General features: G+C 67.2%; 27 protein-coding genes. 14 read left to right on the forward strand and 13 right to left on the reverse strand.

The window, feature by feature from the left end:
- Positions 1-6: 6 nt before the first annotated feature.
- The gene (locus ABDV78_RS05340; protein WP_343526324.1) at positions 7-1,248 is read right to left on the reverse strand and encodes an RsmB/NOP family class I SAM-dependent RNA methyltransferase; all 1,242 of its coding nucleotides are present in this window, start codon (positions 1,246-1,248) and stop codon (positions 7-9) included.
- A gap of 168 nt (positions 1,249-1,416) precedes the next feature.
- Between ABDV78_RS05340 and ABDV78_RS05345 the strand changes: the two genes are divergently transcribed.
- On the forward strand, positions 1,417-1,578 hold the full coding sequence (locus ABDV78_RS05345) for a DUF1674 domain-containing protein (protein WP_343526238.1): 162 nt from the start codon (positions 1,417-1,419) through the stop codon (positions 1,576-1,578).
- Positions 1,579-1,648: 70 nt separating this feature from the next.
- Here the strand turns inward: ABDV78_RS05345 and argB are convergent, their stop codons facing one another.
- Complete coding sequence (gene argB, locus ABDV78_RS05350) at positions 1,649-2,548, reverse strand: acetylglutamate kinase (protein ID WP_343526239.1); 900 nt, start codon at positions 2,546-2,548, stop codon at positions 1,649-1,651.
- 49 nt (positions 2,549-2,597) lie between these two features.
- Complete coding sequence (locus ABDV78_RS05355) at positions 2,598-3,251, reverse strand: queuosine precursor transporter (protein ID WP_343526240.1); 654 nt, start codon at positions 3,249-3,251, stop codon at positions 2,598-2,600.
- A 152-nt stretch (positions 3,252-3,403) separates the two neighbouring features.
- Between ABDV78_RS05355 and ABDV78_RS05360 the strand changes: the two genes are divergently transcribed.
- Complete coding sequence (locus ABDV78_RS05360) at positions 3,404-4,801, forward strand: M20/M25/M40 family metallo-hydrolase (protein WP_343526241.1); 1,398 nt, start codon at positions 3,404-3,406, stop codon at positions 4,799-4,801.
- A 58-nt stretch (positions 4,802-4,859) separates the two neighbouring features.
- On the opposite strand, the gene ABDV78_RS05365 is transcribed toward ABDV78_RS05360, so the two are convergent.
- Entirely contained in the window at positions 4,860-5,888 is a 1,029-nt protein-coding gene (locus ABDV78_RS05365; protein ID WP_343526242.1) for a hypothetical protein, read from the reverse strand.
- Positions 5,889-6,034: 146 nt separating this feature from the next.
- On the opposite strand from ABDV78_RS05365, the gene ABDV78_RS05370 reads away from it, so the two are divergent.
- Positions 6,035-6,505: a GNAT family N-acetyltransferase gene (locus tag ABDV78_RS05370; protein WP_343526243.1), complete on the forward strand. Its 471-nt coding sequence runs from the start codon at positions 6,035-6,037 to the stop codon at positions 6,503-6,505.
- Between the two features lie 114 nt (positions 6,506-6,619).
- Positions 6,620-6,946, forward strand: coding sequence for a hypothetical protein (locus ABDV78_RS05375; RefSeq protein WP_343526244.1), 327 nt, complete (start codon positions 6,620-6,622; stop codon positions 6,944-6,946).
- Between the two features lie 74 nt (positions 6,947-7,020).
- Here ABDV78_RS05375 and rpoZ read toward each other — a convergent pair whose 3' ends face one another.
- The gene (gene rpoZ, locus ABDV78_RS05380; RefSeq protein ID WP_007407028.1) at positions 7,021-7,365 is read right to left on the reverse strand and encodes a DNA-directed RNA polymerase subunit omega; all 345 of its coding nucleotides are present in this window, start codon (positions 7,363-7,365) and stop codon (positions 7,021-7,023) included.
- A gap of 220 nt (positions 7,366-7,585) precedes the next feature.
- Between rpoZ and ABDV78_RS05385 the strand changes: the two genes are divergently transcribed.
- Complete coding sequence (locus tag ABDV78_RS05385; protein WP_343526326.1) at positions 7,586-8,752, forward strand: phosphatidylserine/phosphatidylglycerophosphate/cardiolipin synthase family protein; 1,167 nt, start codon at positions 7,586-7,588, stop codon at positions 8,750-8,752.
- A gap of 22 nt (positions 8,753-8,774) precedes the next feature.
- On the opposite strand, the gene ABDV78_RS05390 is transcribed toward ABDV78_RS05385, so the two are convergent.
- Positions 8,775-9,389, reverse strand: coding sequence for a methyltransferase domain-containing protein (locus tag ABDV78_RS05390; RefSeq protein WP_343526247.1), 615 nt, complete (start codon positions 9,387-9,389; stop codon positions 8,775-8,777).
- A 147-nt stretch (positions 9,390-9,536) separates the two neighbouring features.
- Between ABDV78_RS05390 and ABDV78_RS05395 the strand changes: the two genes are divergently transcribed.
- Positions 9,537-9,851, forward strand: coding sequence for an antibiotic biosynthesis monooxygenase (locus ABDV78_RS05395; RefSeq protein WP_343526248.1), 315 nt, complete (start codon positions 9,537-9,539; stop codon positions 9,849-9,851).
- Between the two features lie 72 nt (positions 9,852-9,923).
- Here ABDV78_RS05395 and ABDV78_RS05400 read toward each other — a convergent pair whose 3' ends face one another.
- Complete coding sequence (locus tag ABDV78_RS05400) at positions 9,924-12,206, reverse strand: CDC48 family AAA ATPase (protein WP_343526249.1); 2,283 nt, start codon at positions 12,204-12,206, stop codon at positions 9,924-9,926.
- A 263-nt stretch (positions 12,207-12,469) separates the two neighbouring features.
- Here ABDV78_RS05400 and ABDV78_RS05405 point away from each other — a divergent pair, with 263 nt between their 5' ends.
- Positions 12,470-13,360: a LysR substrate-binding domain-containing protein gene (locus tag ABDV78_RS05405; protein ID WP_343526251.1), complete on the forward strand. Its 891-nt coding sequence runs from the start codon at positions 12,470-12,472 to the stop codon at positions 13,358-13,360.
- A 128-nt stretch (positions 13,361-13,488) separates the two neighbouring features.
- Here the strand turns inward: ABDV78_RS05405 and rpmG are convergent, their stop codons facing one another.
- Entirely contained in the window at positions 13,489-13,656 is a 168-nt protein-coding gene (rpmG, locus tag ABDV78_RS05410; protein WP_007407030.1) for a 50S ribosomal protein L33, read from the reverse strand.
- Positions 13,657-13,878: 222 nt separating this feature from the next.
- On the opposite strand from rpmG, the gene ABDV78_RS05415 reads away from it, so the two are divergent.
- The 6 genes from ABDV78_RS05415 to ABDV78_RS05440 all read left to right on the forward strand — a co-directional run bounded on the left by ABDV78_RS05415 (position 13,879) and on the right by ABDV78_RS05440 (position 17,908).
- Positions 13,879-14,199, forward strand: coding sequence for a hypothetical protein (locus tag ABDV78_RS05415; protein ID WP_343526254.1), 321 nt, complete (start codon positions 13,879-13,881; stop codon positions 14,197-14,199).
- Complete coding sequence (locus ABDV78_RS05420; protein WP_343526255.1) at positions 14,199-14,768, forward strand: hypothetical protein; 570 nt, start codon at positions 14,199-14,201, stop codon at positions 14,766-14,768. The genes ABDV78_RS05415 and ABDV78_RS05420 overlap by 1 nt, the downstream gene beginning before the upstream one ends.
- 127 nt (positions 14,769-14,895) lie before the next feature.
- Positions 14,896-15,393 carry a DNA starvation/stationary phase protection protein gene (locus tag ABDV78_RS05425; RefSeq protein WP_343526256.1) on the forward strand — a complete coding sequence of 166 codons (498 nt, stop codon included), beginning with the start codon at positions 14,896-14,898 and terminating at the stop codon, positions 15,391-15,393.
- A gap of 142 nt (positions 15,394-15,535) precedes the next feature.
- A complete protein-coding gene (locus ABDV78_RS05430; RefSeq protein ID WP_343526258.1) occupies positions 15,536-16,009 on the forward strand; it encodes a hypothetical protein in 474 nt (157 codons plus the stop codon).
- 113 nt (positions 16,010-16,122) lie between these two features.
- Positions 16,123-16,308 carry a DUF1328 family protein gene (locus ABDV78_RS05435; RefSeq protein WP_343526259.1) on the forward strand — a complete coding sequence of 62 codons (186 nt, stop codon included), beginning with the start codon at positions 16,123-16,125 and terminating at the stop codon, positions 16,306-16,308.
- A gap of 7 nt (positions 16,309-16,315) precedes the next feature.
- On the forward strand, positions 16,316-17,908 hold the full coding sequence (locus ABDV78_RS05440) for a cisplatin damage response ATP-dependent DNA ligase (RefSeq protein WP_343526260.1): 1,593 nt from the start codon (positions 16,316-16,318) through the stop codon (positions 17,906-17,908).
- A 239-nt stretch (positions 17,909-18,147) separates the two neighbouring features.
- Here the strand turns inward: ABDV78_RS05440 and murA are convergent, their stop codons facing one another.
- Positions 18,148-19,428 (reverse strand): UDP-N-acetylglucosamine 1-carboxyvinyltransferase, encoded by a 1,281-nt coding sequence (murA, locus tag ABDV78_RS05445; protein WP_343526261.1) that lies wholly within the window; start codon positions 19,426-19,428, stop codon positions 18,148-18,150.
- Positions 19,429-19,669: 241 nt separating this feature from the next.
- Between murA and ABDV78_RS05450 the strand changes: the two genes are divergently transcribed.
- Positions 19,670-20,359, forward strand: a complete 690-nt coding sequence (locus tag ABDV78_RS05450; RefSeq protein WP_343526262.1) for a Crp/Fnr family transcriptional regulator — start codon at positions 19,670-19,672, stop codon at positions 20,357-20,359.
- Between the two features lie 48 nt (positions 20,360-20,407).
- On the opposite strand, the gene clpS is transcribed toward ABDV78_RS05450, so the two are convergent.
- The 4 genes from clpS to ABDV78_RS05470 form a co-directional block, all read right to left on the reverse strand.
- Positions 20,408-20,764, reverse strand: coding sequence for an ATP-dependent Clp protease adapter ClpS (clpS, locus tag ABDV78_RS05455; RefSeq protein WP_343526327.1), 357 nt, complete (start codon positions 20,762-20,764; stop codon positions 20,408-20,410).
- Positions 20,765-20,891: 127 nt separating this feature from the next.
- Complete coding sequence (locus ABDV78_RS05460) at positions 20,892-24,194, reverse strand: error-prone DNA polymerase (protein ID WP_343526263.1); 3,303 nt, start codon at positions 24,192-24,194, stop codon at positions 20,892-20,894.
- Positions 24,195-24,362: 168 nt separating this feature from the next.
- On the reverse strand, positions 24,363-25,928 hold the full coding sequence (locus ABDV78_RS05465) for a DNA polymerase Y family protein (protein ID WP_343526264.1): 1,566 nt from the start codon (positions 25,926-25,928) through the stop codon (positions 24,363-24,365).
- Entirely contained in the window at positions 25,819-26,580 is a 762-nt protein-coding gene (locus ABDV78_RS05470; RefSeq protein ID WP_343526265.1) for a hypothetical protein, read from the reverse strand. Before ABDV78_RS05470 ends, ABDV78_RS05465 begins: the two co-directional genes overlap by 110 nt.
- Between the last annotated feature and the right edge of the window lie 25 nt (positions 26,581-26,605).

Below are 26,605 nucleotides of genomic sequence, written 5' to 3' on the forward strand. Positions count from 1 at the left end.
CCCAAGTCAGCCTTTGCGTTGCAGCATCGCTATGAAGAACCCGTCGAGCCGCCCTTCCTTTGCGAGCATCGTCGGCAGGGTGCGGATCGTGCCCTTGTCGGTGATCCCCGGCCAGTCGCCGGTGATCGGGACGAGCGCGTAATCGGGACGCTCGGCCAGGAAGGCCGCGATCTGATTCTCGCCCTCTTCGGGCTCCAGCGAGCAGGTGGCATAGACCAGGGTGCCGCCGGGCTTGAGCCAGTCGGCGGCGCGGGACAGGATCACGCGCTGCAATTCGGCCATCTCGGCGATGATCGCCGGGCGGACGCGGTAGAGGACGTCGGGGTGACGACGGAAGATGCCGCTCGCGCTGCACGGCGCATCGACCAGGATCGCATCGGCCTGATCCTTCGGGCTCCATTCGCGCAGGTCGGCGGCGACGACCTCGGCGGACTGGTTGGTCCGCTCCAGATTCTCATTCAACCGGGCGAGGCGCGATTCGGACTGGTCGATCGCGGTGACGGTCCAGCCAGCGGCGGCGAGTTGCAGCGTCTTGCCCCCCGGCGCGGCGCACAGGTCGAGCACATGACCCTTGCCCTCGCCCAGCAGGCGCGCGGGGATCGAGGCGGCCAAGTCCTGCACCCACCAGGCGCCTTCGTCGAACCCCTGCAACTCCATCACCGAATGGCCCGAGGGCAGGCGGACATGGCCGGGCATCAGGCTGACCCCACCCAGCGTCTCCACCCATTGATCGGTCGCCGACGGATCGGCCAGCGTCAGGTCGAGCGGCGGCGGCGCGGCGATGGCATGGGCGGCCGCCTCCACCATCTCCTCGCCCCAATTCTCTTCCCAGCGCGCTTCGGTCGCGTCCGGCAGCGCGGGGATTTCGGGGAGCAGCACGCCGCTCTTGGTGATGGTGCTGAACACGCCGTGGACCAGCTTGCGCGGGCCACCATCGACCAGCGGCAAGACGGTGGAAATGGCCGCATGGGGCGGCGTACCCAGCGCCAGCACCTGGACGAGCGCGATCCGTAGGGCAAAGCGCGCCTTGGCATCGTCGGGCAGCCGCTGCTTCGTCGCCGAGTCGATCAGCGCGTCGAGATCAGGAAGGCGGCGCAATGTCTCCGCCGCGATGGCATGGGCAAGCCCCCGGTCGGGCCCGCCCGGCAGCGCGCGCGTGGCCGAAGCCAGCGCCGCCTCCAGCGGCTCACCCCGGCGCAGCACCGCGTCGAGCAGGCGAATGGCGGCGCGACGGCTCGCGGTGCCCAGCGGTTCGGTGGGGCGCTGCTGACGCCCGCGCCGGTCCTCGCCCTTGGGACCACCGCGACGATCGGGACGGCCACGGGTCGGCGATTGGGGAGGACGTGTCACTTGGCAAAACTCCTGTCAGCCCCGACATGGGCTGCAATATTTGCCCCTTAGTCGAAAGGACCGCCCATGGGCCAGCGCCCCGACCATGTGAAACCGCCCGCCTATCTGTCCGAAAACCCGCCGGTGCCGCGGCCCGAGGCCAAGCCCGAGCCGCAGGACGATCCGCTCGGCAAGAATCCGGTCCGCTATGGCGATTGGGAATTGAAGGGCGTGGCGGTCGATTTCTGACGGCGCATTTTCGCAGGTTCAGCCTGAGCGAAGTCGAAGGCCATGCCCCGACCTCGCCTCAGGCCGAAAATCACCGGCGGACTAACGTTCCCGCACCCTGCTTGGTGAAGATTTCCAGCAGCATCCCGTGCGGCACGCGCCCGTCCAGGATCACCGCCGCGTCCACGCCCGCCTCGACCGCCGAGACGCAGGTCTCCAGCTTCGGGATCATGCCCCCCGAAATCGTCCCGTCGACACGCAGCTCCGCGATCCGCGCCGGGTTCAGGTCGGTCATCAACTCGCCCTGCTTGTCCAGCACGCCCGCGACGTCGGTCAGCAGGAAGAAGCGCGAGGCATGGAGCCGCGCGGCGATCGCGCCCGCCATGGTGTCGGCGTTGATGTTATAGGTGTGGCCGTCCAGCCCGATGGCGACCGGCGCGATGACCGGGATGATGCCGTCGGCGCACAGGCTTTCGATCAGGCGCGGGTCGACCGAAACCGGCTCGCCGACGAAGCCCAGATCGACATGACGCTCGATGCCCTTCAACGGATCGGCCTCGCGCCCCTGCACCTTCTCGGCGATGACCAGCCCGGCATCCTTGCCCGAAATGCCGACCGCGCGGCCCCCGGCGGCGGAAATCCAGCTGACGATTTCCTTGTTGATCGACCCCGCCAGCACCATTTCGGCGATCTGCGCGGTTTCCTTGTCGGTCACGCGCAGGCCGTTGACGAACTGCGACTCGACGCCCAGCCGCTTCAACATCGCGCCGATCTGCGGCCCGCCGCCATGGACGACGACCGGGTTGATGCCCACCGCCTTGAGCAGCACCATGTCCTCGGCGAAATCGCGCTGGCGCTCGGGATCGCCCATGGCGTGGCCGCCATATTTCACCACGAAGGTCTTGCCCGCATAACGCTGGAGATAGGGCAGCGCCTCGGTCAGCGTCTCGGCCTTGGCGAGCAGGGCGGCGTCGGGATCGTGGTTGGTCATCCCCGCCCTTTATCGCGGGTCGGGAGCGGGGAAAACCGGCAATATCGGATCAGGCCCGGTCCAGCCGCCGTCCGATCCCGACGAACACATAGATCAGCGGCGGCACCAGCACGGCCGACAGCGTGACCTTCGCGATCATCTGTCCCACGATCAACTGGCCGATCGGGAACGCCCCGTAAAAGGCGATGGTGACGAACAGCAGCGTGTCGACGATCTGGCTGAGCATGCTGGCCACCGCCGCGCGCAGCCAGAGCAGCCTGCTGCCCTCCTTGCCCTTCAGCGCGGCGAAGATGGTGACGTTCAGCGTCTGCGACACGCCGTACGCGACGATGCCGCCCAGCCAGATCCGCCAGGTCGACCCCAGCACCAGCTGGATGGCGTCGCGATTGGCCGGGATCATCTCCGGCGAAGGCGGCAGCATCCACACCACCCAGGACAGGCCCAGCGACACCAGCAGCGGCACGAACCCGACCCGCACCAGCCGTCCGGCGACCTGCGGGCCATGCAGTTCCGCCACCGCGCTCGACGTCACGACCAGCAACAGGAAGGCGAAGATGCCCGCCTCGACCGCCAGCGGGCCCAGCGCGACCTGCTTGTTGCCCAGCACCCCCGCGATACACACCATGCCGCCGTAGAAGATCGACAGCGCGAAGAGCGAGGGGGAGATCAGGCGGGAGCGGGATGCGACGTCGGGATGGTCCATCGCCGACTGCTAGCGCGAAATCCGCTCGGGTCAAAGGATTAGCCGCTCCACTTTCCTCGCCTGCCAGAGGAGGATGAAGAAGCGCAATCGCTTGCACCTGTCCTCATGACGCGCTCTATTCGCCCCGGAAACCGAAATAAGGGGGATAAAAGATGCGGTTGGCAAAATGGATCGGCGGCGCACTCGCGACCTGTGCGCTGATGCCCGGGTTGGCGGCGGCGCAGGCACGCCCCGACCAGAAGGCGTTCTTCGACCTCTACAAGCAACTGGTCGAAACCAACACCAGCCTGTCGGTCGGAAGCTGCACCCAGGCCGCCGGCCAGATCGCCGACCGGCTGAAGGCGGCGGGATACAAGGACGCCGACATCACCCTCTTCTCGGTGCCCGAACATCCCAAGGACGGCGGCATCGTCGCGGTGCTGCCGGGGACCAACAAGACGTTGAAGCCGATGCTGCTGCTCGGCCATCTCGACGTGGTCGAGGCCAAGCGCGAGGACTGGACCCGCGATCCGTTCACGCTGATCGAGGAAGGCGGCTATTATTATGGTCGCGGCACCGTCGACGACAAGGCGATGAGCGCGATCTGGGCCGACACGCTGATCCGCCTGAAGAAAACCCCGCCCAAGCGCACGATCAAGATGGCGCTGACCTGTGGCGAGGAAACGACCTTCGCCTTCAACGGCGCGGAATGGCTGGCCAGGAACAAGCCCGATCTGATCGCGGCCGAATTCGTCCTGAACGAGGGCGGCGGCGGCCGTCTGGACGAAAATGGCACGCGGCAACTGCTGGCGGTGCAGGTCGGCGAGAAGGCGGCACAGAATTACACCTTCCTCGCCACCAATCCGGGCGGGCACAGCTCGCAACCCACGCCGCAGAACGCGATCTATGAACTCGCCGACGCGGTGAAGGCGGTGCAGGGGTATGAATTTCCCGTCGTCCTGACCGACACCACCCGCGCCTTCCTGACCGCGACGGCGCAGCGGATGGGCGGCCAGCTGGGCGATGCGATCACCCGGCTGCTCGCCGATCCGAACGACAAGGCGGCCGATGCGATCGTCAGCCAGGACAAGGCGCTGCACTCGACGCTGCGCACCACCTGCGTCGCGACGCTGCTTCAGGCGGGCCATGCCGAAAACGCGCTGCCGCAGCGGGCGACCGCCAACATCAACTGCCGCATCTTTCCCGGCGAAACGGTGGAGGGCACGCTCGCCCGCCTGAAGGAACTGGCCGGACCGAAGATCACCGTGACCGCCAACCAGCCGGTCCGCCCGACCGCCATCCCGCCCAAGCTGGACCCGAAGATCATCGGCCCGATGAAAACGGTCGCGGCCAGGCATTTCCCCGGCGTGGCGATGGTGCCGATGATGTCGACGGGCGCGACCGACGGCATCTTCTTCCAGGCGATCGGCATCCCCGTCTATGGCGCGCCAGGCATCTTCATCGAGAAGGACATGTCGGGCATCCACGGCCTGAACGAGCGGATCCAGGTCAAGGCACTCTATGACGGACGCGATTATCTCTACGATCTGGTGCGGGCCTATGCCTATTGAGGCCTGAGCCGATCGGTCAGGGTCGCCGCCCGCCCCACGCGCGCGGCGCCCCCTTGCCTCATGCGGGCTGCTGCACCGGCGGCAGGCGCAGGCGCATCGGCTGCGACAGCCGGCCGATCACCCACCGCCGCATCGGTTGCCAGAAGGCGGACAGCGTCAGCAGCGCCGCGCCGATGACAAAGGCGGTGAACGCCGCGCCCAGCTCCACCGCACCGGCACTGCGGAACAGCGAATAGAGCGCATAGAGGACATAGACGAGGCTGGAGACGAGCAGCGCACGCCGATCGACCGCCAGCGCGATCCCGGCGAACAGCAGATAGAGCGCCAGCACGATCGCCGCGATGCCCCCGCCAATGTCCCCATCGAAGACGCCGAGCAGTTGGAAGATCGGATGGGCGATCATCGGAGCGGCGGCAAGGTGCAGCCAGAAGGCGACATCCGCCCGCCGGGTCTCGCGCTTGGGGTCGGACATGTCCCAGCGCATCGCCAGCGCGAACACGCCCAGCCCGCAGGCCAGCAGGATCGGCCACAGGCCCTGCTTGATGTCGGGAAAGGCCGCCAGCAGCAGCCCGATCACCACCGCGACCAGCGCCGCCGCGCCCGCCGCGACGGTGATCGGCACCATGAATCGACGCCAGTGCAGCCAGGCCGCGCCCGCCGACACCAGGCCGGTCACGGACGCCGCCAATCCCTCCTCGGTGCCGTTGATGTGCGGCCAAAGGGTTTCGATCACCCCGATCAGGCCGCCCGCCACGCCGCCGACAAAGGCGAGCAGCAACAGGATGCTGGGCAATGCCATGCGCCGCTTGGCGGTGAAATAATAAGCGAGCAGCCACGCCGCCACCGCGACGAACCCGCCCCCCAGCCCGTGGCTGATGCGAAAGCCGATCTGCCCCACCGCCGCGAGCAGCAACGCGATCGCGATGGATACGAAGATGTCGTTGAACCCGGTCAGCAGCCGGAAATGCTCCTCATCGACGGCCGGCGCGGCATGGGATGTCGCGACGTGGCGCCGCAGTGCGGCCGCCGCATCGGGCGAAATCGCCCCCGCCGCCACTGCGCCGTCAATGTCGCTCTCGCTGTACATGGACCTTCTCCCCAATGAGAAGCGGACAGGATCGCGCATGTGTATTATTATGTCAACACACACTCGGCCAGGCGCGGCGGCGGGGCGAACTGGCGCGGACGAAACCGACGCGATACCCTCGCCCCCAAGAGGGAGCCATGCCACGAATGCGTATCGAACCTGCCGACCCTTGCGATCCGGCGGCGGCCGGGTTGCTCGACCGTCTTTCCGATGCACTGGAAGCGATCACCGGCGACAGTGGCAGGGCCTCCTTCGACCCTCTGGACGTACAAGGAGTCGGCGCGTCGTTCGTGCTGGCCTATGACGATCGGGGCCGGCCGATCGGCTGTGGCGCGTATCGGCCGCTGGTGGAAGGCGTGGCGGAGCTCAAGCGGATGTTTGCCCTGCCCGGAAGCAAGGGTGTCGGTGCCGCGGTCCTTGCGCATCTCGAAGCGCGCGCGCAGGCTGACGGATATCGCGAGCTGTGGCTGGAGACGCGGCTGGTCAACGACAGGGCCGTGCGATTCTACCATAAGAACGGCTATCGGCGGATTTCCAATTTCGGGAAATATGCGGGGCGGCCCGAGGCCGTCTGCTTTGCGAAAATCCTGGCGGAGCCGGTTTCGCGGCGCGCGTAACGGCCGATCCTTTCTCCACCTGCCGATAGGCTGAACGCCGCCGCCACGCTCGGTTCAGGATAAGTCGCGCAATGTCCCGCCCATCCGGGAGCGAATTGGTTTGAGGGTGTTGCGATGAATATGCTCAGGACGGGATTGCTGCTCGCGCTGGCCGGCGGGGCCATGACGATCGCCGGAGCCGCCAGTGCGCAGGACTGGCGCTATGACGATTATATGGCCCATCGCGCCAGGCATGGTGCCGAGGTCCATGCCTATCAGGCCGGGCGGGACCAGCGGGCGGCCGATACGGCGGCCTATTATGGCGATTATCGTGCGGCCGATGCCTATGCCCATGCCGCCGCCGTTCGTCGGGCCGAGGCGCGGCGCGACGCGCGCTTTGCCCGGCACGAACGCCATGCCGCGCGCTGGGACTATTGGCATGGCGGCGGCTGGGGCTACTGACCCTGTCGCCCGAACGAAAAGGGCCGGTGCGAGGGTTCGCACCGGCCCTTTTTCCTATCGATCGCGACAGGCGATCAGCCGTCGTAATCGGCGCCCAGATTCTGGTTGCGCGGCGGGGCGGCGGCGGTCAGGCGCAGCGCCTCGGCCGAGGCCTGCAGGCTGCCGACATCGTCCGCCTCGTCCTCGTCATCGATCTGGACGCGCTGCAGGCTGTTGACCACGGCTTCTTCCAAATGGGTCGGACGAACCGTTTCCTCCGCGATCTCGCGCAGAGCGACGACCGGGTTTTTGTCGCGATCGCGATCGACGGTCAGGTCAGCCCCGCCGGAAATCTGACGAGCCCGCTGCGCCGCGAACAGCACCAGATCGAAACGGTTGGGAACCTTGTCGACGCAATCCTCGACGGTGACGCGCGCCATGCGTGTGTCCTTCGCAAATAATGCTGGGATGAAAGCAGGCCGCCTAGCAGCAAAGGCGCGACAAGTCAAAAGCGCGGCGCAATGACCCGATGATGTCCATATGACGTCCCATATCAATGCAACGCACCTGTCGCCTTGACCGTTACGCAATCAAGAGGATCATGCGCTCAAGGAGCCCGCCATTTCGCCCACGCCCCCCCCTGAGCAGCCGGTCTTTCACATCGATGGCCATGCCCTGACGCTGCTCGACACCGGCCCCCGGCGGCTGGAGGCGCTGCTGGCGCTGATCGAGGGCGCGCGCCGGTCCTTACGCATCCTCTATTATATCTACGCCAGCGACGCGACCGGGCGACGGGTGCGCGATGCGATGACCGCCGCCGCCCATCGGGGCGTCGCGGTGACGGTGGTCGTCGACGGCTTTGGCGCGGGGGCGGACGAAGCGTTCTTCCGCCCGCTGGTCGAGTCGGGCGCAAGGCTGTCGCGGTTCGAGCCGCGCTTCGGCCGCCGCTATCTGCTGCGCAATCACCAGAAGCTCGCTTTGGCGGACGCAGAGGGAGCCGATGCCGAAACACCCCACCCCGCCCGGATCATCATCGGCGGGTTCAATATCGAGGATGATTATTTCGGCACCCCCGCCGACCATAGCTGGCGCGACCTGGGCCTGCTGATGGAGGGGCCGGCGGCGGCGCGGATGGCGGGCTATTTCGATGCGCTGTTCGCCTGGACGGAGGATGACAAGGGGCGACTGCGCGACCTGAACCGGGCGCTGGCGCATTGGAGCGAATCGACCGGACGGTTGCGCTGGCTGATCGGCGGGCCGACCCGACGCCTGTCGCCCTGGGCCCGGACGGTGCGCGACGACATGCGCCGCGGTCGGCGGATCGACCTGATCGCCGCCTATTTCACCCCCAGCCCCTCAATGTTGCGGCGGCTGGACCGGGCCGGAAGGCGCGACGCGGCGGTGCGGATCGTCACGGCGGGCAAGTCGGACAATGAAGCGACGATCGCGGCGGCGCGCTTCACCTATGCCGGCCTGCTGCGAAAGGGGGTGAGGATCTTCGAATATCAGCTCACCAAGCTGCACACGAAATTATATGCGATCGACGATGCTGTGCACATCGGCTCGGCCAATTTCGACATGCGCAGCCTGTTCGTGAATCTCGAACTGATGCTGCGGATCGAGGACCTGGGCTTTGCCGATCATGTGCGGGCCTATGTGGACGGCGAAGTCGCGCGGTCGGAGCCGATCACGCCCGAATGGTACAAGCGGCATACCGGCTGGTTCCAGCGGCTGCGGCAATTCGCGGCCTATCTGCTGATCGCGGTCATCGACCCTTCGATCTCACGCGGGCTCAATTTCGGGATCGAGTCGCCCGACGGGGATTAGACACCGCCGGGCGGACGGCGGATCAGTCCTTCCACGCCCAGTAAAGCTGCGCCGGGGGCACGTTCCACCATTCCATGTCATGGTCGATATTGTCCCAGTGGGGAACCAGGAAGTCCTTCACCTTGGGGCTGAACTGATAGACCAGGAAAGCCCCGCCGGGCCGCAGTACGGCATGCGTGCCCTGGGCGATCGCCGGACCGACACCGGGCGGCAAGGTCGAGAAGGGAAGGCCCGACAGCACATAGTCGGCATGGTCGAAACCATGGTCGCGCACGATCTTCTGGACGTCGGCCGCCGATCCGTTCACCGCGGCGAAGCGGGAATCGATGATCGTGTGGCGCAGATAATCGCAGAAATCGGCATTGGTATCGATCGCGATCAGCTTGGCATCGGGTGCCATGCGCTCCAGGATCGGGCGGCAGAAGGTGCCGACGCCCGGGCCATATTCAACGAACAGCTTGGTATTGGCCCAGTCGACGGGCGCCAGCATCTTGCGGATCAGCTTGCCCGAGGATGGGATGATCGAGCCCACCATCACCGGATGCTTCAGAAATTGCTGAAAAAACATCTGGCCGGGCGAGGGATAACCCGTGGCGTCGGTGCGGGACTTGCGCGCGGCGGTGGTCGAGCTGGGCATCGAGTTCCTGTCGTTCGTGATCCCCGCGTGGAGGAAACGCGAGGGAAATCCCCTCGTCGCACAGGTGCCGAACGACTTTCAAGCTATTGGGTTGCGCGGCGATACTGCATTCCGTCGCAAAGCGGACGCGACAAGCAGGGGAAAGGCATGGATCGGACGGGGCAGATCGCGGTGATCTTCGTGTCGCAGCGCAGCGATGGCGATACGGCCGGATATGGCGACGCGGCGGCGGCGATGGCCGCGCTGGCCGCGGAACAGCCCGGCTATCGCGGTGTCGACAGCGTGCGCGGGACGGATGGCCTGGGCATCACCATCAGCTGGTGGGCGGACGAGGCCAGCGCCGTCGCCTGGCGCGCGCACCCCGATCATGCCGCCATCCGCGAGCGCGGGCGGGCGCAATGGTATTCGCGCTACGACGTGGCGGTCGCGGCGGTGGGGCGGAGTTACGCCTGGGAAGCGTAAGCCCCGCCCCTGTCGCCCCCGTCGCCCCTGCCGCCGCTTTCGCAGGGGCGACGGGTATGGGCCTTGACGCTGCTACTCCCCTCTCGGCGTGACCATGCCCGGGGCGATGAAGCCGATCGGCTGGATCGCGGCCGCGTCCTGTTTCAGCCGCGCCGCGATCTGTTCGTAATCGCGCTCCATCTCGGGCGTGACGCTGGCCCGGGCCTCGGTCAGCGCCTCCTCGAACGCCGCCATGTCGACCTCCTTCGCGCTCAGCGAGCGACGCAGCGCGACGAGCCCCGCCCGGCGCACCACATCGCCCAGGTCGGCGCCGGTGAAACGATCGGTCCGCGCCGCGACATCATCCAGATCGACGTCCGGGGCCAGCGGCATCTTGGCGGTCTGGATGCCCAGAATCCGCCGCCGTCCCGCCTTGTCCGGCACGCCGACATAGATCAGTTCGTCGAACCGCCCCGGCCGCAACAGCGCCGGGTCGACCAGATTGGGCCGGTTGGTCGCACCGATCACGACGACCGACTGGAGTTCCTCCAGCCCATCCATCTCGGCCAGGATGGTGTTGACCACCCGCTCGGTCACCTGGGGCTCGCCCAGGCCACCGCCGCGCGCGGGCACCAGCGAATCGAGTTCGTCGATGAAGATGACCGTCGGTGCCACCTGTCGCGCGCGGGCGAACAGCCGGGTGATCTGCTGCTCGCTCTCGCCATACCATTTGGACAGCAGGTCGCTGGACTTGGTGGCGATGAAATTGGCCTGCGCCTCGCGCGCGACCGCCTTGGCGAGCAGGGTCTTGCCGGTGCCCGGCGGACCATAGAGCAGAAAGCCCTTGGCCGGACGAATCCCGAGTCGCCGGAACGCGTCGGGGTCTTTGAGCGGCAGCTCGACACCTTCCTTCAGCTTCATCTGCGCGGTGTCCAGCCCACCGACATCATCCCAGCGGACGGTCGGAGCCTGTACCATCACCTCGCGCATCGCCGAGGGCTGGACGCGCTTCAGCGCCTCCATGAAGTCCTCGCGCGTGACCGACAGCGTGTCGAGCACGTCCGCCGGAATCGTCCGCTCCTCGAGATTCAGCCGCGGCATGATCCGCCGCACCGCCTCGATCGCCGCCTCGCGGGTCAGCGCCGCCAGATCCGCCCCGACAAAGCCGAAGGTCGTGCGTGCCAGCTCGGTCAGATCGACCTTGTCGCCCAGCGGCATGCCGCGCGTGTGGATGCCCAGGATCTCGCGCCGTCCGCGCTCGTCGGGAACGCCCACCACGATCTCGCGGTCGAAGCGGCCCGGCCGCCGGAGCGCCTCGTCGATCGCCTCGGGCCGGTTGGTGGCGGCGATGATGACCAGGTTCGCCCGCGCCTCCAGCCCGTCCATCAGGGTCAGCAACTGCGCGACGAGCCGCTTCTCCGCCTCGCCCTGCACCCGGTCGCGCTTGGGGGCGATCGAGTCGATCTCGTCGATGAAGACGATCGAGGGGGCGGATTTGGTCGCCTCCTCGAAAATCTCGCGCAACCGTTGTTCGGACTCGCCATAAGCCGAGCCCATGATCTCGGGCCCGTTGATCAGGAAGAACTGCGCGTCCGACTCGTTCGCCACCGCGCGCGCCAGCCGGGTCTTGCCGGTGCCGGGCGGGCCATGGAGCAGCACGCCCTTGGGCGGCTCGACACCCAGCCGCTCGAACAGTTCGGGATAGCGCAGCGGCAATTCCACCATCTCGCGCAACTGGTCGATGGTCGAGGCCATGCCGCCGATATCGTCATAGGTGACGTCGGCGCGCCGCGCCTCGCGCGGTTCCTCATATTCGGGGCGCAGCTCGACCTCGGTATTCTCGTCGATATGGACGACGCCCTTGGGGCTGGCCGCGACGACCGCGAGCCGGATTTCCTGGAGTGCATAAGCGGGCGCGTTCATGAACTGCGCGACGCCCGGCGGCATGTTGGTGACCCGCTGCTGTCCCGCCGTAGCCACCACATCGCCCTGGCAGAGCGGCCGGTTGAAGAAGGTACGCTTCAGCGCCTGCGCCGACCCCTGGAGGCGCAGATTTTCCTGCGCGGGGGCGAAGACGACGCGGGTCGCGGGCTTCGATTCGACCTTGCGGACCTCGACGAAATCGCCCGAGCCCACGCCCGCATTGGCGCGCTGCAACCCGTCGATCCGCAACAGGTCCAGCCCTTCATCCTCTGGATAGGGCGCGACGGCACGGGCGGGCGTCGCCTGCTTGCCGACAATCTCGATCACGTCGCCCTCGGTGATGCCCAGCCCGGCCATCAGGCTGCGCGGCAGATGGGCCAGGCCGCGCCCGGAATCCTCGGGGCGGCTATTGGCCACCTGAATCTTGCGCGTCGGTGCGTCGCTGTCGGCCATGATCGTCCCTTGGCTTTGCTGTTCAACACGAAAGCGCGGGACGTGGGGGCGGGTTCCGGCCAGCGAAAGAGCGCCCGGCCGAACGGAGACAAAAAAAAGGGCCGATCGAAACGACCAGCCCGGAAAGTTTTTAGGAGAGGATGCCTGAAAGGCGTGTTCCTTTTGCGTCGCAGCACGCTATGTTGCAAGTGCGAAAAGCTTGGCTATGATTGCAGTTTATGCAATCCTCTGGTCGAGAGGATGTTCACAACGACAGGTGCGTGATGCGCAGGCTCCCTCCGCTGGGTGCGATCGAAGCATTCGTTCAGGTGGTACGCCTGGGCTCCATCAAGGCCGCCGCCGAGGAACTGGCGCTGTCCGCCCCGGCGCTCAGCCGCCGGGTGCAGACGCTCGAACGCTTCGTCGGCAAGCCGCTGTTCGCCCGGCGACACCAGGCGATGGTGCCCAATGAAGACGGCGAGACGCTGATGGAACAGATCGCACCGCTGCTCGACCAATTGTCCGACGCGGTGGAGGCGATGACCAGCGGGCACGAGGTGCTGCGCCTGCGACTAGGGGTGTTGCCGCTTTATGCGGCGCAGCGGCTGTTCCCCCATATGGGGATGTTGCGCGCCGCACACCCCGAACTGCATCTCGACATCGACACCGCCGGGCACGGCATCGCCCGGCTGGGCGAAGGGCTGGACGCGGTGATCGCGCTGGGCCGCGATATCGACCCGTCGCTCTATGCCAAGCGACTCGACCGAAACAAGGTCTATGTCATCGGTGCCAAGCGGCTGGTCGAGGGGCCGAATCCGTTGCAACGCCCCGAACAGCTCAACGGCATGACCGCCCTGCTCCACCGCGAAATGCCCGATGCGTTCACCGCCTGGTGCCAGGCGGCCGGATTGCCCAGCATCAAGCCCAAGGCGATCGACTTCTTCGATTCGGGCGGGCTGATGCTGGAGGCGGTGGCGCAGGGGCTGGGCATCGCCTTCATGCATGCCAGCCATTTCGAACATGCCCAGGACCCGCGCCTCGTCCGGCTGTTCGATATCGAGGTGGACAGCCCTTACAGCCACTGGTTCGTCTGTCGTCCGCGCGCGCTCCAGCAAAAGTCGGTGAAGCTGTTCCACGACTGGCTGATTCGCACACTCTATCCCGAAGCGGCTTGATAAGCCCTCCCCGCGAACGGGAGGAAAAAACAGGACGCACACGACAAAAAGCCGCGCGCCCCTCGGGACGGCGGCTTCACGCCTTTCAAGCCTTCACGGGGCGACGCGAACGGTCGCCCGTCCGTGACTTACTTGATCTTGGCTTCCTTGAACTCGACATGCTTGCGCACGACCGGGTCGTACTTGTTGAAGCTCAGCTTCTCGGTCTTGGTGCGCGGGTTCTTCTTGGTGACGTAAAAGAAGCCGGTATCAGCCGAGCTGACGAGCTTGATCTTGACGGTGGTCGGCTTGGCCATGACCTGGTTCCTGTATGCGTGAAAAAGCGAAAGCGGCAGCCGGAGCCGCCGCTATATAAGGGGCGCGCATGGCGCATGTGCCCGCCTGAGTCAAGCTTTTCGCCCGATTTAAGCCCCTCTTTACGTGCGCCCCGCTATCCTTACACAAGCCCCTACACGGCGAAGGGCCGGAATGACACCGGCACAAAGGGACGGCAGCACGCGATGGACAGCAGCGATTCGTTGGCACGGGCCCCCGAGCACGACGCGATTCGCGACCAGCTCTGGGCCCGGATCGCGGCGCTCGACGTGCGCGCGCCCTATGCGCCTCCGGCCGACCTGGCGGACGATGTCGAGGCGATTCGCCGGATCGTCCATGGCCTGGGCCTCACCCCCGCGGTCACCGTCACCCATTTCATCGACCGGGCGTTGATGCGCGACGGCGACGCGGGCCCCGTCCATGGCTGGCTGACCATGCTGACCGACGCGATCGCCAGCGAGCGGCAGGATCTCGAAACCGCCAACCGATTCGCCGACGCCTGCTCGATGCGACTGGCGGGCTGATGGACGCGCTGATGATCGTTCTGGTCGTCATGCTGGTCGCTCAGATCGGCGGGCGGCTGGGCGACTTCACGATGCGGCTGGCCGAGCGGACCGGGCGACCGACCCAGGTGGTCGGCGGCGTGATGCTGGCGCAGGCGCTGCTCTGCGCACTGGCGATCCGGCTGGGCATCATGCTGGCCGCCCGCTTCACCCCGGAGATGCACGGACTGTTGCTGGCCATCGCGCTGATGCTGGTCGGGTTCGGGATGATGGGGCGGCCACGCCGTGCCGCCTCCTATGGCGGCTTTTCCCGGCTGGGCGTGACAGGAACCGCAGCGATCGGCGCCGGCGTGATCCTGCTGGCCGATTTGAGCGTCATGGTGGTCATGGCCGCCGCCGCGCGCTCGCCCCTGCCCTGGGCCGCGCTGCCCGGCGCGCTGGCCGGGACGCTGGGCGCGATCCTGCCTCCGCTGACGCTGGGTGAGCGCGAATGGCGCCGCCTGCCACTGCGCGCGATGCGGATCGCCATCGGCAGCGTCCTGATCCTCGCGGGGCTGGTGATCGGCTTGTCGACCAAGGGACTGATCTAGGGGGGACTGATCTAGGGCATCGATCACACAGCACGGGGTTTTGCGGATGGACGGAATGGAGCAATTCCGTCATCGGATCGTTCACGCAACGATCCAGCCAGCCCATTCCAGATAGCGGGAGTCTGACATGTCCGATATCAACCCGGCACTCGATACGCCGACCGACCTCAACCGCAACGCGACCGCCAGCGTCGCCGACGCCCTGAACGGAGCGCTGGCCGATTGCTATGCGCTTTACCTGAAGACCAAGAATTTCCACTGGCACGTCTCGGGCCCGCATTTCCGCGACTATCACCTGATGCTCGACGATCAGGCGACGCAGATCCTGGGCGTGACCGACGCGATCGCCGAGCGCGTGCGCAAGACCGGCAACGTCACGCTGCGCTCGATCGGCGACATCGCGCGCCGCCAGACGATCGTCGACAATGATCGCGAATTCGTGTCCGCCGCCGACATGCTGGTCGAGCTGCGCGACGACAATCTGAAGCTGGTCGAGCGTTTCCGCACCGTCAAGGACGCCGCCGAAGAGGCCAAGGACAATGCCACCAGCGGCATCGTCGACGAATGGACCGACCAGGCCGAGGAACGCGCCTGGTTCCTGTTCGAAGCGGGCCGCAAGGGCTGATCGCCCGGTCGCACTGCAAGACGACAAGGCCCCGGTGAAAGCCGGGGCCTTTTTGCATGCGCCGAACGCGATCGGTGCGGGGTTTATCATGCCGCCAAGCCGTGGCATTGATGTATAGCAAAGCTGTCATCGGAGGATCGTCTTGCGTCACGTTGTCCTGACCACCTGCCTGCTGCTTGCCGCCTGTGGATCGAGCGAGAAGTCGGCGACCGTGGCAGGCGCCACATTCACCAGCGATGAGAGCAAGGGCACCTCCTCCATCACCACGGAACAGGGCACGATCCGCGTGGCGGATGGCACGGACGCGACCAAGGTCGTCATGCCCGGCTATGCCCCCGTCTATCCCGGTGCGTCGGTGACCGGCGTGGTCGAAACCGAGAATAATGGCCGCAAGTTGAAGATGGTGACTCTCAGCTCGGCCGATCCGGTCGCCAAGGTGGTCGAGTTCTACAAGGGCACTTTGAACAAGGAAGGCTGGAAGCTGCCTTCCTCTTTGATCTCCGGTGAAACCGGCATGATCTCCGGCCAGAAGGATGGCAAGGAGGTTTCGATCGTGGTTTCGCGTGAAGACGATGGCAAGACCAACATGGTCATCAGCATTCCCGACAACGGATGATCGAAGGCCGGTCGGGCTCCCCCCTCTCCGAAAGGAGACGCTGACCACCGCCCAGGGGGAACACCGTCCCGCTTGGCCGGTTTCCTCCCTACCAAGGTCAGGAGGATTGCCCCATGCTGAAGCTCGCCATCACCTTCCTCGTCATCGGATTGATCCTGGGTGCGCTCGGTTTCGGGGGTATCGGCGGGGCGTTTGTCGGGATCGCGAAGATCCTGTTCTTCATCGCGATCGCGCTGTTCGTCATCTTCCTGGTGTTGGGACTGGTCGCAGGCAAGTCTGTGAGGAACGCGATCGACTGATCCGCCGGTGCGCGATTTTGCCGCGCTGCTCGATGCGCTGATCTACACAAGGTCGCGCAACGCCAAGTTGAAGCTGGTCGCGGATTACCTCGCCGCCACGCCCGATCCCGACCGGGGCTGGGCGATGGCGGCGCTAACCGGCGATCTCGACCTGCCCGGCGTCAAGCCCGCGCTCATCCGCGCGCTGATCGAGCAACGGGTCGATCCCGTGCTCTTCCGCATGAGCCGCGACTATGTCGGCGACACGGCGGAGACGGTCGCGCTGCTCTGGCCCGCGCGGGACCGGCCGCGCGATCCCGAGCCGCTGTCGGTCAGCGCGGTGGTGGAGCGGTTGCGGCATCTGTCGCGCTCCGACGCGCCCGCCGTGCTGGCCGACATGCTCGACCGGATGACGGCGGAGGAGCGGTTCGCGCTGCTCAAGATGGCGACCGGGGGGCTGCGCATCGGCCTGTCCGCGCGGCTCGCCAAGACCGCCTTCGCGCAGGCTTTCGGGCTGGATGTCGATGCGGTGGAAGAGGTCTGGCACGGCCTGTCGCCGCCTTACACCGAACTCTTCGCCTGGGGCGAGGGCACGGGCGCGCAGCCGACGCCCGCCAATGTGCCGGTCTTCCGCCCCTTCATGCTCGCCCACCCGCTGGAGGATTTGCGGGTCGACCTGACCGACTATGCCGCCGAATGGAAATGGGACGGCATCCGGGTGCAGATCGTCCATGTCGCAGGGCAGACGCGACTCTATAGCCGCACCGGCGACGACGTGACCCACGCCTTCCCCGATGTCGCCAGCGCTTTCGACACGGTCGGCGCGGTCGATGGCGAGTTGCTGGTCAAGGGCGAGCATCAGGGCGGCACGCTGGAGGATGGCGGCGGCGCGGCCAGCTTCAACGCGCTGCAACAAAGGCTGGGGCGCAAGACGGTATCGGCGAAGATGCTGGCCGATTATCCCGCCTTCGTCCGGCTCTACGACATATTGGTCGACGGGAGCGAGGATGTCCGCGCCCTCCCCTGGACCGAGCGGCGGCAACGGCTGGAGGGGTTCGCGGCCAGGCTCGACCCCGATCGCTTCGATGTCAGCGCGGTGATAGAGGCGGAGGACTTCACCGCGCTGAAGGCCCTTCGCGCCACCGCGCGCGACGCCGCGATCGAGGGGGTGATGCTCAAGCGGCGCGATTCGCCCTATAGCGGCGGGCGGCGGGTCGGCCTGTGGTACAAATGGAAGCGCGATCCGCTGACCGCCGATTGCGTGATGATGTATGCGCAGCGCGGCAATGGCCGCCGGTCGAGCTATTATAGCGATTACACCTTTGGCTGCTGGACCGAGGAGGGCGAGTTGCTCCCCGTCGGCAAGGCCTATTCGGGGATCACCGACGAGGAATTGCGATCACTGGACCGCTTCGTGCGCGCGCATACCGTGCAGCGCTTCGGCCCGGTTCGCGAGGTGGAGAAGTCGCTGGTGCTGGAGATCGCGTTCGATTCGATCCACGAATCGAAGCGGCACAAATCCGGCGTCGCGATGCGCTTCCCCCGGATAGCCCGCATCCGCACCGACAAGCCCGCCGCCGAGGCCGACCGGGTGGAGACGTTGCGCCGCCTGATCACCTGATCCGGTCGAACAGCCACATGCCCATGGCCTGGCCGGGCAGCAAGGCGAAGGCCCCCGCACCGACCAGTCCGCCGAGATAAAGCGTCACCATAGGCCCGGCGCGGGGAGCGCGGCGTCCGCCTGATCCTGAAAGACGGCATGGAGGCGCGGGCGATGGTGCCGGTGCTGGAGGCCGACGGCTGGTGGTAGCCCGCGGAGGGACGAACCCTTCCCAGGCATGGCCTGGGGAGGTTCCGGGGTCAGTCGCCGACGCGCTCGATATCGGCGCCCACGGCGGACAGCTTTTCTTCCAGCCGCTCGTAACCGCGATCGAGGTGATAGACGCGCGATACCGAGGTTTCGCCCTCGGCGGCCAGCCCCGCCAGGATCAGGCTCATCGAGGCGCGCAGGTCCGTCGCCATGACGGGCGCGCCGGTCAGCCTGGCGACGCCCTTTACCATCGCGGTGCGGCCGTGAACCTGGATGTCCGCCCCCATCCGCGCCAGTTCGGGCACGTGCATGTAGCGATTCTCGAAGATCGTCTCGGTCAGGGTGCTGGTGCCGTCGGCCTTGCACAGCATCGCCATGAACTGCGCCTGCATGTCGGTGGCGAAGCCCGGGAAGGGTGCGGTCGACAGGGTCAGCGGCTGAAGCGGGCCATCGGCCTTCACGCGGATCGAATCGCGGCCTTCCTCGACGGTGACACCGGCCTCGGTCAGCGCGGCGAGCGTCGCGCGCATGTCCTCGGCACAGGCGCCGACCAGTTCCAGGTCGCCGCCGGTGATCGCGGCGGCGCAGGCATAGGAGCCTGCCTCGATCCGATCGGGCATCACCGAATAGGTCGCGCCGTGCAGCCGGTCGACACCCTCGATGGTCAGCGTCTCGGTGCCGACGCCGTCGATCCGCGCGCCCATCGCGATCAGCAGGCGGCACAGGTCGACGATCTCGGGCTCACGCGCGGCATTGCCCAGCACCGACGTCCCCCTGGCGGTGACGGCGGCCATCAGGGCATTCTCGGTCGCGCCGACCGACACCACCGGGAAAGTGTAGCGCCCGCCCGACAGACGGCCGCCCGGTGCGCTGGCCTTGACGTAACCGGCGGTCAGTTCGATCGCCGCGCCCAGCGCCTCCAGCGCCTTGAGGTGGAGGTCGATCGGACGGTTGCCGATCGCACAGCCGCCGGGCAGCGAGACACGCGCCTCGCCCGCGCGCGCCAGGATCGGGCCCAGCACCAGGATCGACGCGCGCATCTTGCGCACGATGTCATAGGGGGCCTCGGTCGAGAACAACTGGCCCGCCCGGATCGTCATGACCCGGCCGAAATCCTCGGGCCGCGTGCCTTCGATCCGGGTCGAGGCACCGATCTGGTTCAACAGATGGCCGAACCCGTCGACATCGGCCAGACGCGGCAGGTTGCGCAGCGTGACCGGCTCGTCGGTCAGGATCGCGCAAGGCATCAGGGTGAGCGCGGCGTTCTTCGCGCCCGAAATCTTCAGGCGACCCGACAGCCGGTTGCCGCCGCGAATGAGGATACGGTCCATAGACCCGTCCTCCTAGCGGACACACGAGCCACCGCCAAGGGTCGCAGACGCTCTTCCCCACCGCATTGTCGGATCGTGCCGCGAATCGCGCATCCGCCCATCCTGTTCGGCGGCCACGAGGTCGGTTGATCGATATTAATGCGGCCTCCGAGCCTCCGTGGTTAAGGCATTCCTCCGGCGGGTAATTGGAGTGTCAGTGTCAAAAAGCAGCCTTGCTGATCGCCTAGGCAAATGGGTTTCTTTGACTCAGGCAGAGCGCGCCGCGCTCTCCCGACTGGAGATACGCACGCGCCCGGTGCGACGCGGTACGGTGCTGATGGACGAACAGGCGCGCAGCGAAGAGCTGTTCGTCGTCCGCCAGGGCATGTTGATGTGCTATGTCCTGCTCGACGACGGAAGCCGCCAGATCGTGCGCTTCCTGTTTCCAGGCGATCTCTTCGCGCTGTCCACTTTGGTCTATGGCCGATCACCCGATGCGGTGGTGGCGGTAACCAACTCGGTGGTCTGCCCCTTCGACCGGTCGATGATCGCCGCGCTGGCGGTCGAGCATCCGCGCCTGATGAGCCTGATCCTCGTGCTCAACCAGATCGAACGGGTCGTCACCACCGACCGGCTGGCGGGCCTGGGCCGTACCTCGGCGCGGGTCCGGGTCGCCGCGCTGCTGCTGTCGCTGCGCGGGCAGATGCGACAGGCGGGGCTGGATGTGGGGGCCTCCTTCGCCCCGGGGCTGACGCAGGAAGAAATGGGCGATGCGATCGGCCTGACCGCCGTCCACGTCAACCGGATGCTGCGCCAGTTGGAGGATGACGGCCTGATCCAGCGCGAGGGCGGCCATGTCCATGTGCTCGACGAAGCGGGCCTGACGCGCGAGGCGGGCCATGTCGACCGATTCGACGGACTCGACCTGAACTGGTTGCCGCCGGGGCGCTGACGCCGTTTCCGTATCCCGCGCCACAGGCGGGAACCGGGTATCAGCCGGTCACGCCTTTTCGAGCGTGCACTGCAGCGGATGCTGGTTGGCGCGGGCGAAGTCGATGACCTGCGCCACCTTGGTTTCGGCGACCTCATAGGAAAAGACGCCGCACACCCCCACGCCGCGCTGATGGACGTGCAGCATCACGCGCGTCGCATCGTCCATGCTCATCCGAAAAAAACGCTGGAGGCACAGCACGACGAATTCCATCGGCGTGTAATCATCGTTCAGCATCAGGACGCGGTAGGGCGTCGGCTGCTTGGTGCGCGCGCGGGTGCGCGTCGCGACGCCAAGGCCGGTGCCGTCATCGTCGCCATGGTCGGGGCCGTGGCCCGGCCCGCGCCCCGGCGCATTGCCGGACATCCCCAGGGGATGGGTGAGGAGATCGCTGTTCAGGGCCATGATGATGTAAAATATGGCATGGCGGGGGGTGGGCACAAGTCCTTCGACACGATGCCGTCACAGAAATTGCACCCGCCCGGCGCCATCCTCAGTGGAAATCGCGCGAACGGGGCAGCAGCCGGACATCGCGCGGATGGACGCCGCGTTGGACGGGGCCGCCACGCGGATCGTGCGAGCGCGTCGGAGCCGCCGGCACATCCTCCAGCCGGGCCAGCATCGCGCTGCGGTCCTCGACCCTGGCGGTCATCACATGGACCACGCCCTCTTCGCTACGCTGGACGACACCGTGGATCAGCATCAGCCGCGATGCCATCACCGCACGCCGGTTCGCCTCGAAATCGCGGGCCCAGAGCAACGCGTTGACGATTCCCGTCTCGTCCTCGATCGTCACGAAGATCGCATTGCCCTTGCCGGGCCGCTGGCGGACCAGCACCACGCCCGCCACCCTCACCCGCCGCCCGTCGCGCATGGTCCGAATGTCGGCGGCGGACACGATCCCCTCGGCCGCCAGTTCGGTGCGCAGGAACGCCATGGGATGCCCCTTCAGCGACAGGCGTGTGGCGCGATAGTCGGCGGTCACCTCTTCGGACAGCGCCATGGGGGGCAGGGTCACATCGGGTTCCGCCGCCATTTCGGGGGCCTGCATCGCGGCGAAGAGCGGCAATTGCGCCGATTTCATCCGCCGCGCCTCCCACTGCCCCTCGCGCCGCCCCTGCCCCAGCGAGCGATAGGCATCGGCCTGCGCCAGCAGATCGAGCGCGCGGCGGGGGAGCTGCGCACGGATCGCGACCGATTCGATGGTGCCATAGGGGGCGTGGTCGGCGATCTTGTTCCCCCATTCCACGCGAAACCCATCGACCTGCCGGAACCCCAGCCGCAGCGCGAACACCCCGTCGCTCCGCCGCTCCAGCCGATTGTCCCAGCCGCTGTGATTCACATCGACCGGCCGCACCTCGACCTTCCCATTCTCGCGCGCATCGCGGACGAGCTGCGCAGGGGCATAGAATCCCATGGGCTGTGCATTGAGCAGCGCACAGGTGAAGATCGCGGGCTGATGGCATTTCAACCAGGCCGAGACATAGACCAGCCGCGCGAAGGACAGCGCATGGCTCTCGGGAAAACCATAGGAGCCGAACCCCTCGATCTGCTTGAAACAGCGTTCGGCGAACTCGGGCTCATAGCCCCGCGCGACCATGCCGCCGACCATCTTCTCGCGCAGATTCTGGATGGTGCCGACATTGCGGAACGTCGCCATCGCGCGGCGGAGTTCATTGGCTTCATCGGGCGTGAACCCGGCCGCCACGATCGCCAGCTTCATCGCCTGTTCCTGGAACAGCGGCACGCCATAGGTCTTGCCGAGCAGGCTCTGCAATTCGTTCGTCGGCCCGTTCTTGGGCGAAGGATAGCTGACAGCCTCCGTCCCCGCCCGTCGCCGTAGATAGGGATGAACCATGTCGCCCTCGATCGGCCCCGGACGGACAATCGCCACCTGTACGACCAGGTCATAGAATTCGCGCGGTTTCAGACGCGGCAGCATGTTGATCTGGGCCCGGCTCTCCACCTGGAACACGCCGATGCTGTCGCCCTTCTGCAACATCTTGTAGACACGCGCGTCCTCGTCCTGGGCCAGCGTGTCGAGCGCCGGGCGCGGCAGTCCGTTCGTCTCCATCAGGTCGAACGCCTTGCGGATGCAGGTCAGCATCCCGAGCGCCAGGATATCGACCTTCATGATCCGAAGTTCGTCGATATCGTCCTTGTCCCATTCGATGAAGGTCCGCCCCTCCATCGCGCCATTGTGGATCGGCACCGTCTCGTCGAGCCGCCCTTGCGTCAGCACGAAGCCGCCGACATGCTGCGACAGATGGCGCGGCGCGCCGAGCAGCCGGTCGACCAGCGTCCGCAGCCGTCCGATCTCTGGATTGTCGGGGGAAAAGCCGGTTTCGTGGAAACGCTTCTCCTCGAACCGCTGGGAAAAGCTGCCCCAGACGGTGCTGGTCAGCCTTTGCGTCACATCCTCGCTCAGGCCCAGCGCACGACCGACCTCGCGCACCGTGCTGCGTGGGCGGTAATGGATGACGGTCGCGGCGATCGCCGCGCGATGGCGGCCATAACGCTTGTAGATGTATTCGATCACCTCCTCGCGCCGCTCATGCTCGAAATCGATGTCGATATCGGGCGGCTCGCCGCGTTCCGCCGAGACGAAGCGAGAGAAGAGCAGGTCATGCTTGGTCGGATCGACCGAGGTGACGCCCAGGATCCAGCACACCGCCGAATTGGCCGCCGAGCCGCGCCCCTGGCACAGGATCGGCGGGTCGAGACTGCGCGCATGACGCACAACGTCGTGCACGGTCAGGAAATAATGCGCATATTGGCGGTCCCGGATCAGCGAAAGCTCCTCCTGCAAGGAGCTTTGCAGCTTGGCCGGAACCCCCTCCGGGAACCGCTCCGCCGCGCCCTTCCAGACCAGTTCCTCCAGCCAGTCCTGCGCCTCCCAGCCGTCCGGCACGGGCTCGTCGGGATATTGGTAAGAGATATGGTCCAGCCGAAAATCGATCCGGTCGAGGATGGCGATGCTCTCCGCCACCGCCCCCGGCCGGTCGGCGAACAGCCGCGCCATCTCGGATGCTGACTTCAGGTGCCGCTCGGCATTGGCGGCCAGCCGCCGGCCGCCGCTACGGATGGTCAGCCCTTCGCGGATACAGGTCAGTATATCCTGTACCGGTCGATCGGCCGGTTCGGCAAACAGCGCATCGGTGGTGGCGAGCAGCGGCACCCCCCGCCCCTCGGCCAGCGCGGCCCAGGCCGCCAGCCGCCGCCGGTCCGTTCCCCCTCTCGGCATGGTCACGCCCAGCCACACCCGCCCCGGCGCACACCGCACCAGCCCGTCGAGCGTCGCCGCCAGTCCCGGATCGGCACGCCTGGGGGGCAGCATCGCACCGGGCATCGGTTCACAAGGCCGCGCGGTCGATTCGGGCCGGACGATCATCAACAGATTCTCGGCATGGCGGGTCAGGTCGCCCAGCCCCAGGATGCAACCGCCCTTCCTCGCCCGCTTGTTGCCCAGCGTCAGCAACCGGGTCAGCCGTCCCCAGCCCGCACGATCGACCGGATAGACGATGATGTCGGGCGTCCCGTCGGCAAAGACGAGACGGGCACCGACGACGAGCGTCGGCGGCGGCGGAAGACCTGCCTCTTGCGCCGCCGCACACGCCTTGCGCCAGGCCTTGAGCGTGCGGACCACCCCCGCCACGGTGTTGCGATCGGCAATCCCTATCCCGCTCAGGCCCAGCGCATCGGCCCGCGCGACCATATCCTCCGCCGAGCTTGCGCCATCGAGGAAGGAGTAATGCGTCGCCGCAACCAGTTCGGCAAAGTCAGGCCCGGCCGACACTCAGCCCCCCTTTCTCCATCGGAAAGGATCGTGGCAAACCCAGCCAGACCATAACGGCGAAGGCCGGGATGGAGCCTGGAGGGACGGGAATGCCGCCTCTCACACCAATTCCCTGCAAGGGAAGGTGGCAGGGCGCCCTGCCATGCTTCGCCGGGTGATCGCGCATCGTCATGCGAACAGGCCATGGACATACCAGCGCGGCCGCTCGGTCTCGCTGTAGAGGCCATGACGGAAGATCCAGAAGCGCCGCCCGCGCACATCCTCCACCCGGTAATAGTCGCGTGTGGGTGGTGCCATGTCGGGCCGCCGCCACCATTCGCCAGCGATCCGCTCGGGCCCTTCCGCGCGCGCCACATCGTGCAGCTTGCGCCGCCAGCGGAAGCGCGCGGGCGGCCCGTCGGGCGTCTCGGCGGCGAGCGATTCGATCGGCTGGGGCGGATCGAACAGGTGGATCGGACGCGATGGCGGCTCGCCCGGCTCGGGCCGCGTCCATTCCGCCCTGGGCGCGCTCTCCGTCGCGGGCAGCAGCAATTCGGCCTGTTCGGGAATATGGCTGTCGCGCGGATGGATTCGCCGCACCCGCTCACGCCCCAGCCGCGTGCCCAGCCGGTCGATCAGCGCCGCGACCGCCTCCGTCGCCTGTTGCGCGCGGCCCTCGCCGCCCTCCAGCCGCAATTGCACCGCATCCAGCTTTTCAGACAGACCCACGTCCAGCCGGATCAGATCATAGCCGAATCCGGGATCGAGCGGGTCGGCCAGCGCCTCGATCCGCTCGCGGAACAGCCTTAGCAGCACGGCCGGATCGCGGGTCGGCTGCCCCGTCTCGACCCGCAGCCCCTGAACCTCGCCATCCGCCCGGAACAGCCGCGCATCCCAGCGCCGCCCGCCCTCATGCCGTTCCTCCAGCACCCGCGCCGCCTCCCCCGCCAGTTCCTCCAGGATGCCGAGCATATGTTCGGTCCTGGCCACCGGCTCGGCGAAGCGGCGCTCCACCCCGATCGGCGCCGCCGCCACGCGCGGGGTCAGCGGGCTGTCCTCCTCGCCCGTCAACCGCCGGAGCGCGGTCGCCGCCTCGCGCCCGAAACGCGCCGCGATCGTCGCCATCGGTCGCGCCAGCACATCGCCGACCAGCTTCAGCCCCGCCGCCATCAGCGCGGCGGTGGCCTCCTCATCCAGTTCCAGCGCGGCGACGGGCAGGCGGCGGATCGCCCCCATCTCATCGGGGGCGGGTGCCCCGGCATGGCGCGCGAGCGCCCGCGCCGCCTCCGGTGTGTCGCCATAGGCCAGCCGCACGGTGATCCCCCGCCGGGCCATCCGCGTCTCGATATCCTGGGCCAGCCCGCGCTCGCCGCCGAGCAGATGGTCCGCCCCCGCCGAGTCCAGCACCAGCCCCCACGGCGGGTCCAGCGCCACCGCCGGGCTGTACCGCCGCGCCCCCTCGGCCAGCCGCTCCAGCCAGTCGATATCGGCGGCGGGATCGTGCGGAAACACCTCCAGCTCCGGCACCCGCGCACGCGCGTCCGCCAGCGTCAGCCCGACCGACAGCCCAGCCGCCACCGCCGCCCGGTCGAGCGCGGCGAGCCGAAGCGCCCCCCGGACCGATTCGGCAAAGGCGATCGGTGCCTCATCGCGCGCCACGAACAGGTGCGGGCGGCGTGCCCGCAACCGCTCGATCGGCAACCAGGGAAAGACAAGCGCCAGATAGCGGCGCGGGATCGAAGTCTTGCGTGTCATGGTTCCACTCCACGCGCCACCGGGCGCCCGCTGGCCCTCCCCGTCGACGCAGCAATTCCAGGTGATAGGCGGGCGCTCCCGGCGCATCGGCGGCCAGCGCCCGCGAGGATGCGGACGACACCGCCCAGCGCGTGGCCGCCGCACTCGGCACCACCGCCCCTCCGACGCGCAACAGGATCATCAGCACGCCCGAGGCCTCGGCCGACAGCATCAACCGGCGCGAGGCGGTGAGGTCATAACCGCGCATCGCCCCCCACCCCTCGACCAACACGGTGCCCAGCCCCGGACAGCGCGCCGCATCCGCCGCCGCGCGCAGCAACGCGGCATCGTCGGCGACCACCACCACGACCAGATCATCGGGATCGAGCCCCATCGCGACCAGCCCGGGCCCATGGAGTCGCCCGCCCTGCCGCTCGGCCGCCTCGGTCCGCAGCCACAGGACCGGCCTGGCCGCGACGCTGAGCACGCATCCGATCGCAAAGCCCGCGCCGCTGGCCGCTTCCTCTTGTGAAAGCGCATGAATCTCATGCAGTTGCGCTCTCGCCAGTCGCGGCACGACCGCATCGTCGCCCATCGCCCCGCCCCCATCGTCACGCACCGCCAAGGCGGCGGCCCGGCGCAGGCGATCGATCAGGGCGAAGGGGTCCTCCATATATGTTCTTGTAATGTTCTCATGA

Source organism: Sphingomonas sp., assembly GCF_039594485.1.
Classification (GTDB): Bacteria; Pseudomonadota; Alphaproteobacteria; order Sphingomonadales; family Sphingomonadaceae; genus Sphingomonas.

Coding starts and splice junctions, on each gene's coding strand:
- ABDV78_RS05390 (WP_343526247.1), bottom strand. CDS start 9,389: ATGCCCAGCTCGACCACCGCCGCGCGCAAGTCCCGCACCGACGCCACG.
- ABDV78_RS05360 (WP_343526241.1), top strand. CDS start 3,404: ATGCGGTTGGCAAAATGGATCGGCGGCGCACTCGCGACCTGTGCGCTG.
- ABDV78_RS05355 (WP_343526240.1), bottom strand. CDS start 3,251: ATGGACCATCCCGACGTCGCATCCCGCTCCCGCCTGATCTCCCCCTCG.
- ABDV78_RS05395 (WP_343526248.1), top strand. CDS start 9,537: ATGGATCGGACGGGGCAGATCGCGGTGATCTTCGTGTCGCAGCGCAGC.
- rpoZ (WP_007407028.1), bottom strand. CDS start 7,365: ATGGCGCGCGTCACCGTCGAGGATTGCGTCGACAAGGTTCCCAACCGT.
- ABDV78_RS05400 (WP_343526249.1), bottom strand. CDS start 12,206: ATGGCCGACAGCGACGCACCGACGCGCAAGATTCAGGTGGCCAATAGC.
- ABDV78_RS05365 (WP_343526242.1), bottom strand. CDS start 5,888: ATGTACAGCGAGAGCGACATTGACGGCGCAGTGGCGGCGGGGGCGATT.
- argB (WP_343526239.1), bottom strand. CDS start 2,548: ATGACCAACCACGATCCCGACGCCGCCCTGCTCGCCAAGGCCGAGACG.
- ABDV78_RS05470 (WP_343526265.1), bottom strand. CDS start 26,580: ATGGAGGACCCCTTCGCCCTGATCGATCGCCTGCGCCGGGCCGCCGCC.
- clpS (WP_343526327.1), bottom strand. CDS start 20,764: ATGTCCGGCAATGCGCCGGGGCGCGGGCCGGGCCACGGCCCCGACCAT.
- ABDV78_RS05420 (WP_343526255.1), top strand. CDS start 14,199: ATGGACGCGCTGATGATCGTTCTGGTCGTCATGCTGGTCGCTCAGATC.
- ABDV78_RS05465 (WP_343526264.1), bottom strand. CDS start 25,928: ATGACACGCAAGACTTCGATCCCGCGCCGCTATCTGGCGCTTGTCTTT.
- ABDV78_RS05425 (WP_343526256.1), top strand. CDS start 14,896: ATGTCCGATATCAACCCGGCACTCGATACGCCGACCGACCTCAACCGC.
- ABDV78_RS05370 (WP_343526243.1), top strand. CDS start 6,035: ATGCGTATCGAACCTGCCGACCCTTGCGATCCGGCGGCGGCCGGGTTG.
- ABDV78_RS05375 (WP_343526244.1), top strand. CDS start 6,620: ATGAATATGCTCAGGACGGGATTGCTGCTCGCGCTGGCCGGCGGGGCC.
- rpmG (WP_007407030.1), bottom strand. CDS start 13,656: ATGGCCAAGCCGACCACCGTCAAGATCAAGCTCGTCAGCTCGGCTGAT.
- ABDV78_RS05345 (WP_343526238.1), top strand. CDS start 1,417: ATGGGCCAGCGCCCCGACCATGTGAAACCGCCCGCCTATCTGTCCGAA.
- ABDV78_RS05435 (WP_343526259.1), top strand. CDS start 16,123: ATGCTGAAGCTCGCCATCACCTTCCTCGTCATCGGATTGATCCTGGGT.
- murA (WP_343526261.1), bottom strand. CDS start 19,428: ATGGACCGTATCCTCATTCGCGGCGGCAACCGGCTGTCGGGTCGCCTG.
- ABDV78_RS05405 (WP_343526251.1), top strand. CDS start 12,470: ATGCGCAGGCTCCCTCCGCTGGGTGCGATCGAAGCATTCGTTCAGGTG.